This window comes from Bradyrhizobium sp. OAE829, assembly GCF_040546575.1.
Lineage (GTDB): Bacteria > Pseudomonadota > Alphaproteobacteria > Rhizobiales > Xanthobacteraceae > Bradyrhizobium.
Window position 1 is genome coordinate 3018646 of record NZ_JBEPOE010000001.1, and the last position, 12958, is coordinate 3031603.

Below are 12958 nucleotides of genomic sequence, written 5' to 3' on the forward strand. Positions count from 1 at the left end.
GCTCCTCAGCGCACTTGGTCGAGCAGTTCAGCGCCCTGCACGACGAGGCGCTTGCCTCCGGCAAGGCCCGTGGCGATGAACACGCGGTCGCCATCGAGCGGCTCCACCCGCACCGGGCGCTGCTCGAAGCGCTCGGGCGCGACGTGCTCGTAAACCACCTCCTGGCCGTTGGCGTTGCGCACCAGACTGGCCCGCGGCACCGCAAGCCCGACCTTTTCCTCATTGGTGGTGGCCAGCACCGTGACGAACTGCCCGGCGCGAAGGCCGGAATGGTCGCCCTGAATGGCGAACTGGACCGGAATGGATTGATTACGGTCCGCAAAGCCGGAGCCCTGATAGACCAGCGTGAAGATGCGATCGGTCCCGAGATTGGCGGTCGCGCTGCGAACGCCCGCCAGCGGGTCGAAGCTGCGGGCCTCGACCCACAGACGGGTCGGATCGATGATGTGGAAGATCACGGCATTGGACTGGGCGATCTGCCCGGCTACCGGCGTGCCCTCGGCAATCACACCGTCGACCGGAGCCACCAGCGCTTCGGGCTCACGCCGCACCCGGTCGAGCGATCCGCGGCGGTCTTTCAAGCCTTGCAGCTCCGACCTCGTGTCTTCGAGCTGGGAGCGGGCAATGGCGCCGCTCGGCACCAGCGTTTCATAGCGGGCGAGCCGGCGCTCCACGATGGAAATTTGCTGGTCGAGTTCGCCCTGGCGCTGGCGCATATCCGACACGTCGATGGCCTGCATCGGCGGGTCGACATAAGCGAGCACGTCGCCTTTCTTGACCGGCGTCCCCAGCCTCGGAAAGCCACCCGGCGGGGGAGAGAGGCGACCTCCGACGGAAGCCTGCACGAAGCCGCTGGCGTTCGGATCGGGAATGATCCGGCCCGGCAGCTCGATGGCGCGCGGGTGCGCGCGGGATTCGGTCATCACGGTACGAAGGGCGAGAATGCGTTGCGTGCTCTTTGGCACGAACACGCCTCCGTCAGACAGGCGCTGCGCGAGGTCGCGAACCGACTGCATCGCTGCTGTCGGAGCTGTGTGATCGTGGCCGTCATGGGAGCGGGATGGATTGTTGGACAGGACGAACGCGCCGGCGACGAGGAGAACCATTGCCGCCGCTCTGCGACGCCGCCGGATCAGCGCCATGACGCCGATGCCGGCAGCAAGCCCGGCCAGGATTGCGATGAACAGCGCCGGGCCGTCGTGATTGAAGTGATAGCCGACCTCTCCCGCAATGGCCGAGGTCGAGAGCCACGATGTCGGTCCGGCCTTCGCCCCTGGAAGATCCGGAATCACCAGCCGGGCGGGCAACACATCGATATTGCCGTCTTTCGCGACCGTGAAGATCAGGTCGTAAGCGCCCGGCTTGCTGGACCAGGGCGCGTCGAGGCGATAGGGCTCGCCCGGCCTGGCTTCGGCCTTCTGCGGCCCGGCGGGCGTTTCGATTTCGATTTCGGCGCCATCCACCGGCTCGTTGGTTGCGAACCGGTCGAGATAGATGACGAGGACGCCTTCGCGCGCAATCGCAACCAGTTCGTGCGCGTCCGAGTCGGTCTCGGCACGCGGCGTAAGACTGGCGCTCGGCGCCGGAGCGGGCGCGCCATGATCGTGGCCTTCGTGCGCCAGCACCGGACCTGCCGTGATCAGGAATAACATAGCCGCCACGCACCGCGCGGCACGGAACAAAAAAGACATCTGAATGACTCACCTGAGAAGAAGCGTGTTCTCGCTCGCGCGGCCGGCACATCGTGCCGCCGCGATATCGTTGCTCAGGTGAACGCTCGGGGGGGTTTACGCAGGCTGGCGGGTTCTATGCCCGAAGCAAGCACGGCACCGGTGATATCAAGACGGTGCGAATGAACCGCGGGAGGCAAACATTGCGAGGCTGCGACCAAAGCAGCGCCGCCGCAGCATCCCATGCCCGCCCCGCAACAACCGTCCACGCATCCGTCCGCATCGATCGGCGCTGCGCCCGGCGGCCGACTTGCGGTCAGGATAAGCGCGTGCGGGATAGAATCGTCGGTTTTGGTGAAGGCGTCGGCAAAGACGTCGTTGGTAAACGCAGCCTTGGTGAGGTGATGCGCCACCGGCGCATGGGCGCCGTGAGGCACCGCATGATGATGAACGTGGACATGTCCCTGCAGGCGGTGGGCCTGGTCGGCATGGGCACGGGCCAAGGCAGGCGCAAATTGAACGGCGATCAGGACGATCACCGCACAAATAAACTGCCAAAGCTTTGGGTTCGCGTTCATCATGCTCACAATATCACAGGGCTCTCGGCACTGCATAGGTCAGGTTAAAGATGGCTAACGCGTGCTGCGGGCCATTTGTAGTCGTCTTGCATCTTTCTGTCGTCTTCAGGCCAGCAACGGTTCACGAGGCTTTGATGAACGGGGCCGCCGGTCCAGACAGGGTGTATATCCACGCTCGAAACTGAATACTATTACGGTTGGCACCCCAACCTCAGTTGAATTTGGCTTGCACGGTTTTGCCATCGGGTGAGGTCAGTTGCACCACCCCCTTCGGCTGCGCCGACAGCGCGTCGCTGGCGGTTCCGGAAAGCCGCGCGCTTCCGGCAGGTTCCATAGCAACGCGCTGGGCCTTGCCATTGACGACAAAGATGCCGATGGCCTTGAAGCCGGTTGCGGGGATCGGCTTCTGGTTCGCATCACTGATGTAGAGATCGACCTTTTCGGATTTCGAAACCAGCTCGACATGATACGAGCCGGCATCCTCGACCCTGCCGCCATTCGTGCCCTGGTGATCGTGCGCCCAGGCACTGGCGGACGAAGCCACCAGCGCAGCAACCATTAGAAACTTCTTCATTGTCATTCTCCAGATGTTCGGTTGCCGACAGGCGTCGGAGGGACGTGATCAGAGTGGATCAACAGCGATCCAGCCGAGGTGGTAAGCCGGCCGACGGCGTCGGCCGGCTTTTTGTCGTTAGTGGTGGTGGTGGTGACCGTGGTGGTGATGATGGCCGTGGTGATGGTGATGGCCATGATGATGATGGTGCCGGCGCCAATGCCAGTAATGGCCATGATGGTGATGACCATGATGGTGATGCCAGCCGTGGTGATGATGACCATGATGGTGATGCCAATGCCCCGCGCTGCTTGCGGAGACGCCGGCGACCAGGATGGCGGTTGCAGCGACTGCAGAGAGGATTGCTTTACGAAACGACATGGTAGCTCCTTGGGTTCTGGTAGCAGGGGATCTGCTCCGTAGTTCGAACCCTATGATCGTTGTCTGCGGCTGAACGTGAGCTGAAACACGTTGGTGCACTCGCCTCTTCTTGAAGCGTGGACCTGCAAGCGAATTCGCAAGGCAAATCAGACACGAACTGCGCATTCATCTCGACGTGCGCCACAATGACGCGCGTCGAAATTGCTTCGTCGTCGATCGTGTCAATGTGTCTAGTCGTGTGCATGGCTGTTTGACGCGCGCGTCATTGACATCGTTCATGGAAAATTTCTGAACAGTTGTTCAGATGTCCGCTCGGCGATGAAGGCGAAGACGATCGTCAGCACTTATTGAAGTCGCAAACCAGCGCCGCAGGTGCAATTCCTCGCTGCTCACTTGCGACGTCGGCCGCAGTGAAATTGCGTTCACCAAATCGTTTGGTTCGGCCCGATGGGCCAGGCAAATGGGTTTTGTGATGGAAGCTGATTTGACCGCCTTGAAAGGCTGGTACAGTTGGGTGGGTTCGAACCACCGACCTCCTGTTCCACAGACCTGCGACATACTACCACCCGGCCTAACGCAAGCTAACAAACCTCGGCATTTATCCTTTGAAATAGCGTAGTTTTCAGGCTCAAGTTACCTTATGTTAGCCACACGGGGTAACGCGATATAACGGCCACCAAGCGTTACCCCACCGTTACCCGGGGGGATAAATGCCAGTTTTTACCGCCGCTGCAATTCAGAAATATAAACCACACGCTGACCGCCGCGAGATCGCCGATAGCAAGGCTCAAGGTCTCTTCCTCATTATCCAACCGAGTGGAACGATGAGCTGGGCGGTCCGCCTTCGCAAGCCTGATGGCCGCACAGCCAAGGTGACGTTGGGTCCAGTCGATACCGGCGGTGAAGAGACCAGCGACGAACCTGTGATGGGCGGAGCGCTTACCCTAGGGCAGGCCCGGCAGCTCGCCGCGGAGATCGACCGCAAGCGCGCCCGGGGCGTGGATGTGGTTGAGGAGCGCAAGGCCGAAAAATTGCGCCAGCGCACCGCCGCTACCGATCGCGCAGCCAATAGCTTCGGGACGTGCGTCCGCGAGTTCTTCGTCGAATATCGGACAAAGCGGCAGACCCGGCCCCGGCGCTGGCGGGACGATGCAGCTGTGCTCGGATTAAGATATCCGCCGGGCAGTGACCTCATGACTGCCAAGCCGGAAATCATCAAGGGCAGCCTAGCTGACATCTGGGCCGACAAGCCGGTCGCGGTAATTGACAGTCACGACGTGCACGTCGTGGTCGAGGAAGCGCGAAAGCACGGCAGCAACGGCCGGGCACGCAGGTTATTTGCCGCGCTTAGTGTCGTGTTCGGCTGGCTGCGGCGGAAGCGTCGCGTCACGGTGAACCCGGTGACCGGGGTTGATCGTCCGGGGCCACCCGCAGCTCGCGAGCGCTCATTAAGCGACGCCGAGATCGTGACATTCTGGCAGGCCGCCGATCGCGTTGGTGGCGCATTCGGCGCGCTGTTCAAGACACTGCTGCTGACCGGTTGCAGGCTGCGTGAAGTGAGCGGCATGATGCGCAGTGAGCTTGGCGACGATGGCATCTGGCAAATCCCCGGTACTAGAACTAAGAATCACCGAACGCTCGCGCTGCCCCTCCCGAAATTAGCACTCGATGTCATCACCAGCGTACCGTTGATCGAAAGCGAGGCCGGGTTTGTGTTCACCACCAACGGCAAGGCGCCAGTCAGCGGCTTTTCGAAAGCCAAGAGGACACTCGATGCCGAGATGGCAAAGATCACGAATGGCGCCGTCACGCCATGGCGCGTTCACGATCTGCGCAGAACATTCGCGAGCGGCTTGGCCGGGCTCGGTGTGTCGTTACCGGTGATCGAGCGGCTGTTAAATCACGTCAGCGGCTCGTTCGGTGGAATTGTTTCCGTCTATCAGAAGCACGAATTCTCCGCCGAGAAAGCCGACGCATTGCAGCGCTGGTCCGTGCGCCTCCACGACATGGTGGGCGGCGGCGCAAACGTCGTGCCGCTGGAGGATCCTCAATGAACGCGAGTGCACCAGACTTATTTAGACTGCCACCCAAAGCTAGTCGTCTTGAGCAGAACCAATGGAGAAAACAGATGCTGGTTTGGCTGAGTAATCAGATATACGACTGTATTGTTAAAGAAAATCGTGATGCCAACGCGAATGCACCGACCTGGGAAGAAATTTGCATCGAAGAAGCGCGGGCCGGACATCCTCAGGGGCTGCAGAAACTTTATCCGCATTTTGCCGACTGCATTTCTTCGCCCAAACGGAGCCAAGGGCAGAATAAATACTCGAACTACGAGATGATAGCAGATGTCGCCGAGACGGCCGCAGAATATGCGCGGCACATTCGGGCGCTTTGGCGGAAGCAGTACGGCAAGCTGAACCGAACACGAGACGAGAGACAAGCCGGAATAAGTGCCGAACACTTTGCCGTAGATATCTGCAAGGAATATTTCGGAAAGGAAGCAGCGGGCCTGACCGTTGAAGCAGTGCTGGCCGCCGCCAAGCCAAGCGGGCCCCCAAGCCGGGTCGCAGAAAAGCGGCGACGCCAAACGGCAAAAGCGGCGAGATAATCGGCAGAGTTTTTTCGCGACAGAAGACACATGAGGCGCGGTAGTTGGCAGGCCACGTAACCTGCATAGTTGGCCCCAGTTAGTAACGCTAACGCTGGAGCCTTACATGCAAAAACAGCCGCCTGACGAGTTGGTGCCCGACCCTGTTGTTTGGAAAGAGTTCGGCATCACGTCGATGACGCTCTATCGCTGGACGAATGATGCGAACCTAAAATTTCCGCGCCCGATTAAAATCCGAACGAAAAACTTTCGCTCGCGCCGCGCGCTCGAGGAATTTAAAAGCCGGATGTTGCGCAGTGCCATCAGCTCGTGTGAGGTCGCGTGAGCATGGCGCAAAAAAGCAAACGCCCCGCCGCAGTGGCAACTGCGGGCGGGGCAAAGGGCATTGCTGTACTTAATGAGAGTGCTCCAAGCCTAGCTGAAACCGCCACCACAGGCAACCGCCCCGAAATCACCAGCCTTCGGCGCGGGCCGGGCGGCACGGCCGATTGGCTAGTATCGATCAAGGGCGTGTGCACGGACACGCATTTTCGGCATCGTAAACTTCGCAACTACCGCAAGTTCTGTAACGCAATCAAGCACCGGTTTGGCATCACGTTTGATCCGATGCCGCAGTCCGACTGGTTGTCCATCGTCGAGGCCGCGATTACGGAAGGTGTTGCAGCATGAGCGCGCATCGCAACGCCGCGCTGGCCTGCGCCGCGCGCGGTTGGTTCGTGTTCCAGGCGCGGTTTAAGCCGCTGAAAAACGGCAAGTGGAACAAGCAGGGTCGCTGGTCGGGCAAGAAAACCAACGGCCTTAACTGGGCCATGACAAAAGACCCGCTTGAGATACAAAAACTCTGGACCAATTTTCCCGACGATCCCCTCGGCATTCCGACGGGATCGGTGAACGGTTTGTTCGTCCTCGACGTCGATACCGCCGCTGATCACAAGAACGACGGTTTTGCGGCCCTCAGCGCTTTGGAGGAGAAGTACGGACCGCTGCCACCAACGTTAATGGCGCAATCGCCAACGGGATCGGTCCACTATTACTTCCGACTGCCGCCAGGCATGAGGATTAAGAATAGCGCGTCCGAGATCGTTATCGAGGGTGGCACCCGCGCGCTTGGCATCGACGTTCGAGGCGAAGGCGGCATGGTGATTGCACCGCCGTCGAACCATCCGCGCGGTGGCCAGTATCGGTGGCTCAACGACCTCGACGTAGCCGACGCGCCATCGTGGCTGATCGAAATAGTGCCCAAGTCGGAAGGTGTGCGGCAGAAAAGGGCGGATGTCGCACGACCTGCCAAGCCCTGCAATCCAGCGTTGGAGGTCATGATCGATGCATTGGAGGAGTCCGATGCTGGCAAGGGCGTGTCGCTCCTGCCGGAGGACAATGATGTTCCTAGTATCGAGCGGATCAAGCTGGCATGCAGGGCCATTCCGAACCGGGACCTCGGGTGGGACGACTGGAATACGCAGGCCATGGCGATATGGCACGCAACCTGCGGCAGCGAGGAAGGTCTTCCCATACTCCACGCCTGGTCGCGGAAGAGCACCAAATACGACGCAGCCGAGACGGAAGACCGCTGGACCACGATCACCAAATGCCCCCCGACAAGGTTCAGCGGCATGGCCAAGCTGGTAGCTCTCGCCAAGCTGGCCGACCCTTACTGGGAGCGATGCAATCCGCGTCTCAAGATATGGGCCGCACTCGCTCGCCTGCCGTTCGATAAGAAGTATCAGTTCGCCTTTGGCTCGGCAGCCCGAACCGAATTGGGCGATGCTGGCTCCGATCTGTTCGCCGACTGGGGCGGCAAGGGCTGGGAGCAGTGCATCGATGGACCCGGACACTGCGGCGACAACATATATCGGCTTGCCGACGAACACGATCCCACGTGGTGGCAACTTTACCGCAGGATGCTGGACGCGGGGGTGCGATCGTGAGCACCATATCCAAGCTTGAAGTGAAGGCCGTGGCCGAGGTCAAGGCCAAGCGCAAGCCGGTTCTGATGCCGTTAGAGTTCAAGCATTCGGAACTGACCGGTACGCCGTGGGTTGCGCTCGGTTTGGCGCTCCGCAAGGCCGTGACCATCATCTCGGCGGCCGGAGGAACCGGCAAGACGCAGTTCACTCTCCAGGCAGCGATTGCGTTCGCATTAGGCGAAGACTTCGCGGGGTTTCACCCGATGCGCAAGAATCTGAAGATAGCATTCGTATCGGGGGAGGAGCCGCTCGATGAGATAAGGCGGCGCATCGCTGCGATCGAGGTTGATAGGGTTGGCTACAAGGCCGTCGACATCGAGAAGTTCAAGGAGCGTTTGAAGGGCAAGCTGTTCATTTACCAAGGCAAGAACGTCGCCTTGGTCACGAAGGGTTCTGCGAAGAATGATGGTGCTCAGCGAACCCCGTTTCATGAGGAACTGTGTGAGGACATCATCGACCAAGGTATTGATCTGGTCATTCTCGACCCGCTCATCCGCCTGCACACTGGTCTCGACGAAAATTCCGCCGAGATGCAAGAGCTTCACAACGCCGCCGACGACATCGCGACCCGCGCAAACTGTGGCGTGGTGCTGGTTTCCCATACCAACAAGATGTCTAAGGGAACGGTGGACGATCAGAACGCCGCGCGTGGGACCAGCGCCATGACCGACGCGGCGCGCGTCGTAATCATCATGGCTAACATGACAAAGGCGGAAGCTGAGGACCTACTGCCCGAGAGCGAGCAAGAAACCTTTATGCGATACTGCCGCTTGGGTGATCCGAAGCAGTCCTACACCGTCAACTCCGTCCCGAAATGGTTTCGGAAGAAAAGCGTCAAGCTCCCGGTGCTGCTGGAAGACGGCACCGACGACTATCGCTTTGTTCACGAGCCGTGGAAACAACGAAGCAACGACGTACTGACGGCGGAGTGGCTTCCGAGATTCTTGGACCGGCTCAAGCAAGGTAGGAGCAACGGGGAAGCCTTCACGGCAGCGGCTGACGGCCCGAAATCTAGTCGCGCCGACGCGTTGTTGCAGGATGAGTACAATCTGTCAAAAAAGCATGCAAAGGAAACACTAGGCCAACTGGTCAGGGCGGGATTTATCCGCGTTGTCGAGCGGTATAGCTCCAAGGGCAAGAAGCAGGTCAAGGTATACGAGGTTCTCAAGGCGGCACCGGCGGAGGCCGACGATGAGGTTTTTTAGTTTCAAACCGCGTAGTCTCCGCAGTATGTGCGCAGATTGTCCGCGCAGACTGCGCCAGGGCCGCGCGCAGTCTGGAAACCTATATACAGACTGCGGGACTGCGCAGCAGACGGGCGGGCACCCCAGCAGCGCAGTCTGTAGGCCGCTAAAGCCTGGCCTACAGACAGACGCGGCCGGTGGTGTGCCTACGGGTTTGCGTCGAGCGCGGGCCACCTATGCAGGCCGTACGCCTGCCAATCTGCAGCGTTGCACGCGCCTCCTTGCCGAGGCGCCTTAGGCGCAGCCCAAGCGATTCCCTGCACCGGTGGCGCCCGCAACCGGACTGACGGGCCTAGTGGCGGCTATGCGGAGGGTCGCCTTACGGGCGGCACGCCCAGCACACCCGGCCGCTATCCTTGGGCGACTGGGCAAACCGGCGGCAATGTGCTATTAAATGTGTAGCACGATAACCTGAACTAGGAAAAATGTAGATTAGTTATGCCGCGTGGAATGCCCCAGAACATGCGTCCAATGCGTAAAGGCGAGCGCAGAGTGGGTCGCGCCAAGGGTACACCCAACAAGATGACGCGCGAGATTAAAGAGGCGCTCATCAACGCTGCCGAGCTAAGCAAACACTCCGCTTCGAAGACACTGGAAGGTTATGCTCTGTACCTGGCCGACAACAAACCGGAGGTGTTCGCGAGCCTGCTCGGGCGATTGATCCCTGTGCAAGCCAACGTCAAACACGTGGGCAGTGTTGGTGCGACCAACATAACCGTCAACATGCCACTCAACGAGATGATCAACAACTTCGAGCGTCGCATCAAGGCCGCCTTCGAAACGATCGACGTTGCGTCGCCGCCGTTGATGATTGATCAGGATCCAACGGATGCTTGATCGCACTTCACAGCATGTTTGGCCGCCGGATTATAAACGCGAAATGATGGCGCGCCTCGCACGCGCCGACATTTTGCTGGAGAGTCTCGAGAGCGCTGCCGTCGGCCGCGCTTACTATCGCACGCGTCCCGTCGAGTTCATCGAGCACTGGTGTTACACGTTCGACCCCCGCAACGCTGGCACCGACAGGCCGACCAAGATACCCTTCCTGCTGTTCCCGCGTCAGCGCGAATTCATTGAGTTCCTGCACGCTTGTCTGCGAAGTGAGACTGGCGGCTTGATCGAGAAGTCCCGCGACATGGGTGCGACGTGGCTGTGCGTCGCGTTCAGTGCCTGGTTGTTTCTGTTCGAGCGCGACGCGACCATTGGCTGGGGCAGCCGCAAGGCTGCGAGCGTCGATCAGATCGGCGACATGTCGAGCATCTTCGAGAAAATGCGATGGCTCCTGCGTTCGATGCCGCCGGTGTTCTGGCCCCCCGGCTTTGATCCCAACTCGACGATGTCCTACATGCGCATCTATTCGGATCACTCCAGCATCACGGGTGAATCCGGCGACGACATCGGGCGCGGTGGCCGTACTCTCATCTACTTCAAGGACGAGTCGGCTCACTACGAGCACCCCGAGGCTATCGAAGCAGCCCTTTCAGATAACACCAGAGTTCAGATCGACATCTCCAGCGTCAACGGTCTGGGCAATGTATTCCACCGCAAGCGCGAAGCAGGCGTCGAATGGGAGCCTGGCAGGCCAGCAATTCGAGGCAAGACCAACGTGTTCGTGATGAACTGGAGTGATCACCCGGACAAGACCCAGGATTGGTACGAGGAGCGCCGCAGCTTGGCCGTCGATGCCGGACTGTTGCACGTATTCGCTCAGGAAGTGGATCGAAACTATTCCGCCTCGGTCGAGGGCGTGGTGATTCCCGCCGAGTGGGTGCGGTCCGCGATAGACGCCCATGAGAGACTGGATTTCGGAGATGAGACCAAGCACGCGTGCTACGGCGGGCTCGACGTAGCTGACGGAGGGGGCGACCGTAACGCAATGGCGATACGGGAAGGTGTCACCCTGCGGTCCGTTGAGCAGTGGGGAGAACGAGACACGGGCATCACCACGCGCCGAGCCCTTGATGCTGCTTCGGCCTACGCACGCAAAGGGCGGCGTATAAAACTTCAATACGACTCGGTGGGCGTCGGCGCTGGGGTCAAGGCCGAGGCTAATCGCCTCAAGGACGACGGCCTGATGCCGAAGTTCGTTGGCCTCGTGTCATGGAATGCAGGCGCTGCGGTGCTCAACCCGGACAAGCGCGTGATCGCAGAGGACGACGAGTCACCGCTCAACAAGGACTTCTATGGAAATCTGAAAGCGCAAGCGTGGTGGAAATTGCGGCTCAGGTTCGAGCGCACGCACCGTGCTGTGCGGGACGGCGTTAAGTACGACCAGATGGAATTGATAAGCCTACCCTCAACGCTTCCCTTGCTGCGCACGCTAGAAAAGGAATTGAGCCAACCGACCATGAGCAAGAATTCCCGGATGAAGTTAATCATCGACAAGCAGCCCGAGGGCACACGCTCCCCAAACCTCGCCGACGCAGTGGTGATGGCCTATTGGCCAGTCGACGAGCTCGCGTACGACACGAGTTTTGAGTGGTTGTAGCCACTGGGCCTCGGTGCCGCCCAGCAACGGGCCTGAACGCCGTCTCATTCTTAAATTCAACAGCGAAACCAATTACTTACAAGGCATTTAGGCGAAAATAGAATTCTCCAGCCCACAGCGGGCTGGTATAGCACTTCTTGGCCGTGCCTCCCTTTGCCCGGGGTTTCCGGATTCTCCGCGCCAGTAGCGCCAACAAGCGGCCTCCGGCCCGACCCAAGTGGGCGTCGCACAGTGGCCGCTTCCAGAGACCCCTTTGCCGGTGCAGCAGCGCCCGCAGGGGCAATTTTTCGAGCTTCCGCGTGAATTTGCCACCAAGCCAAAAGGCATCCTACAGCAGCTCGCGCGTCGGACAAAAATTTCACAAAAAGTCATTCAGTTACAGTATGTTAGATGGATTGAAACACGCCAACGGTCGTCGGTGTGCTATACGTTAGTAGGATTATAATCTTATGACCAAGACCGCCATTGCATACGTCCGGGTCTCGACTCAGCGCCAGGGGAAATCGGGCCTTGGACTCGAGGCCCAGCAAGCAACGCTGGCCAGATTTGCTGAAGCCGAGGGCTACGACCTGGTCCAGACCTTCAAGGAGATCGAAACCGGCAAGGGTACGGATGCACTCGATCGCCGACCGCAACTCGCGGCGGCGCTGAAGGCGGCTCGAAAGCTGAAGGCGCCGATCATCGTTGCCAAGCTCGATCGGCTGAGCCGAGACGTCCATTTCATCAGCGGGCTGATGGCGCACAAGACGCCGTTCATTGCCGCAGAGTTGGGCGCCGATGCCGACCCGTTCATGTTGCATCTGTACGCCGCGCTGGCTGAAAAAGAACGGGCGATGATCTCCCGTCGCACTCGGGACGCGCTCGCCGCCAAAAAGGCTCAGGGTGTAAAACTAGGTGGGCTCAACGCAAGGGGCATTGCGAACCGTGACGAGGCGATGGAACGCGCCGAGCATTTGCGTCCGATCCTTGCCGAACTCGCGGGCCGGTCCGCGCGGGCAATGGCCGCCGCGCTGAACGAGCGCAAGATAGCGACGCCAGATGGGGGAAGATGGCACGCCGCTACAGTGATCCGCGTTCAAAAGCGAATTGGACCAGTACGCTCTGTCTGCTGCGGCGCAGTCTAATTCGCGCTCGTCAACTATACCTAGAGCAGCAACAAACTGACCGAAGAATTAATGAGGCCGGACGTCCAACGGGCGCCGAGCACGGTTGTCAGCGCGCTCCTGGATCGGTTCCGCGTGAGGGTCGGGCGCGCCTTTCGGACACATCCTCAGCCGCTCGATGTCTTGCTCGGTTTCAGCGACTTGGCGGTCTGCAGATCTTTCTGCAGCACGTACTTTTATAGCTACGGATTTTACGAGCCCGCGCCCTAACTACCTTCCGCCGCCGGAGGAATGATTACTTCTGAACTGCCGGGTGCGTGAATCCCCATGCGCATGCGATAAAAGACGGCTCCACTCGCTGCC

13 protein-coding genes are annotated in these 12958 nt (G+C 59.9%); 9 read left to right on the forward strand and 4 right to left on the reverse strand.

What is annotated here, in order from left to right; translation table 11 throughout:
- Window positions 1–5 precede the first annotated feature (5 nt).
- From ABIE49_RS14730 to ABIE49_RS14745, 4 genes are all read right to left on the reverse strand, one after another.
- A complete protein-coding gene (locus ABIE49_RS14730; protein ID WP_192738906.1) occupies window positions 6–1691 on the reverse strand; it encodes an efflux RND transporter periplasmic adaptor subunit in 1686 nt (561 codons plus the stop codon).
- A 74-nt stretch (window positions 1692–1765) separates the two neighbouring features.
- The gene (locus tag ABIE49_RS14735) at window positions 1766–2251 is read right to left on the reverse strand and encodes a hypothetical protein (protein WP_192738907.1); all 486 of its coding nucleotides are present in this window, start codon (window positions 2249–2251) and stop codon (window positions 1766–1768) included.
- Window positions 2252–2459: 208 nt separating this feature from the next.
- On the reverse strand, window positions 2460–2822 hold the full coding sequence (locus ABIE49_RS14740; RefSeq protein ID WP_354066829.1) for a hypothetical protein: 363 nt from the start codon (window positions 2820–2822) through the stop codon (window positions 2460–2462).
- 2 nt (window positions 2823–2824) lie between these two features.
- Complete coding sequence (locus ABIE49_RS14745; RefSeq protein ID WP_192738909.1) at window positions 2825–3085, reverse strand: hypothetical protein; 261 nt, start codon at window positions 3083–3085, stop codon at window positions 2825–2827.
- An 807-nt stretch (window positions 3086–3892) separates the two neighbouring features.
- On the opposite strand from ABIE49_RS14745, the gene ABIE49_RS14750 reads away from it, so the two are divergent.
- The 9 genes from ABIE49_RS14750 to ABIE49_RS14790 all read left to right on the forward strand — a co-directional run bounded on the left by ABIE49_RS14750 (window position 3893) and on the right by ABIE49_RS14790 (window position 12616).
- On the forward strand, window positions 3893–5236 hold the full coding sequence (locus tag ABIE49_RS14750; protein ID WP_192738910.1) for a tyrosine-type recombinase/integrase: 1344 nt from the start codon (window positions 3893–3895) through the stop codon (window positions 5234–5236).
- A 74-nt stretch (window positions 5237–5310) separates the two neighbouring features.
- On the forward strand, window positions 5311–5793 hold the full coding sequence (locus ABIE49_RS14755; protein ID WP_192738911.1) for a hypothetical protein: 483 nt from the start codon (window positions 5311–5313) through the stop codon (window positions 5791–5793).
- Window positions 5794–5899: 106 nt separating this feature from the next.
- On the forward strand, window positions 5900–6118 hold the full coding sequence (locus ABIE49_RS14760; RefSeq protein ID WP_192738912.1) for a hypothetical protein: 219 nt from the start codon (window positions 5900–5902) through the stop codon (window positions 6116–6118).
- Window positions 6115–6462 (forward strand): hypothetical protein, encoded by a 348-nt coding sequence (locus ABIE49_RS14765; RefSeq protein WP_192738913.1) that lies wholly within the window; start codon window positions 6115–6117, stop codon window positions 6460–6462. The genes ABIE49_RS14760 and ABIE49_RS14765 overlap by 4 nt, the downstream gene beginning before the upstream one ends.
- Complete coding sequence (locus ABIE49_RS14770; protein ID WP_192738914.1) at window positions 6459–7721, forward strand: bifunctional DNA primase/polymerase; 1263 nt, start codon at window positions 6459–6461, stop codon at window positions 7719–7721. The genes ABIE49_RS14765 and ABIE49_RS14770 overlap by 4 nt, the downstream gene beginning before the upstream one ends.
- On the forward strand, window positions 7718–8965 hold the full coding sequence (locus ABIE49_RS14775; RefSeq protein ID WP_192738915.1) for an AAA family ATPase: 1248 nt from the start codon (window positions 7718–7720) through the stop codon (window positions 8963–8965). Before ABIE49_RS14770 ends, ABIE49_RS14775 begins: the two co-directional genes overlap by 4 nt.
- 510 nt (window positions 8966–9475) lie before the next feature.
- Window positions 9476–9841: a hypothetical protein gene (locus ABIE49_RS14780; RefSeq protein ID WP_192738916.1), complete on the forward strand. Its 366-nt coding sequence runs from the start codon at window positions 9476–9478 to the stop codon at window positions 9839–9841.
- Entirely contained in the window at window positions 9834–11492 is a 1659-nt protein-coding gene (locus ABIE49_RS14785) for a TerL protein (RefSeq protein WP_192738917.1), read from the forward strand. Before ABIE49_RS14780 ends, ABIE49_RS14785 begins: the two co-directional genes overlap by 8 nt.
- A gap of 449 nt (window positions 11493–11941) precedes the next feature.
- Window positions 11942–12616 (forward strand): recombinase family protein, encoded by a 675-nt coding sequence (locus tag ABIE49_RS14790; protein WP_192738918.1) that lies wholly within the window; start codon window positions 11942–11944, stop codon window positions 12614–12616.
- The last annotated feature ends 342 nt before the right edge of the window (window positions 12617–12958 follow it).

Bases quoted from the DNA above. Each gene is read 5' to 3' on its own strand.
- ABIE49_RS14730 (WP_192738906.1), bottom strand. From the start codon at position 1,691: ATGTCTTTTTTGTTCCGTGCCGCGCGGTGCGTGGCGGCTATGTTATTC.
- ABIE49_RS14735 (WP_192738907.1), bottom strand. From the start codon at position 2,251: ATGATGAACGCGAACCCAAAGCTTTGGCAGTTTATTTGTGCGGTGATC.
- ABIE49_RS14740 (WP_354066829.1), bottom strand. From the start codon at position 2,822: ATGAAGAAGTTTCTAATGGTTGCTGCGCTGGTGGCTTCGTCCGCCAGT.
- ABIE49_RS14745 (WP_192738909.1), bottom strand. From the start codon at position 3,085: ATGGTCATCATCACCACGGCTGGCATCACCATCATGGTCATCACCATC.
- ABIE49_RS14750 (WP_192738910.1), top strand. From the start codon at position 3,893: ATGCCAGTTTTTACCGCCGCTGCAATTCAGAAATATAAACCACACGCT.
- ABIE49_RS14755 (WP_192738911.1), top strand. From the start codon at position 5,311: ATGCTGGTTTGGCTGAGTAATCAGATATACGACTGTATTGTTAAAGAA.
- ABIE49_RS14760 (WP_192738912.1), top strand. From the start codon at position 5,900: ATGCAAAAACAGCCGCCTGACGAGTTGGTGCCCGACCCTGTTGTTTGG.
- ABIE49_RS14770 (WP_192738914.1), top strand. From the start codon at position 6,459: ATGAGCGCGCATCGCAACGCCGCGCTGGCCTGCGCCGCGCGCGGTTGG.
- ABIE49_RS14780 (WP_192738916.1), top strand. From the start codon at position 9,476: ATGCGTAAAGGCGAGCGCAGAGTGGGTCGCGCCAAGGGTACACCCAAC.
- ABIE49_RS14785 (WP_192738917.1), top strand. From the start codon at position 9,834: ATGCTTGATCGCACTTCACAGCATGTTTGGCCGCCGGATTATAAACGC.
- ABIE49_RS14790 (WP_192738918.1), top strand. From the start codon at position 11,942: ATGACCAAGACCGCCATTGCATACGTCCGGGTCTCGACTCAGCGCCAG.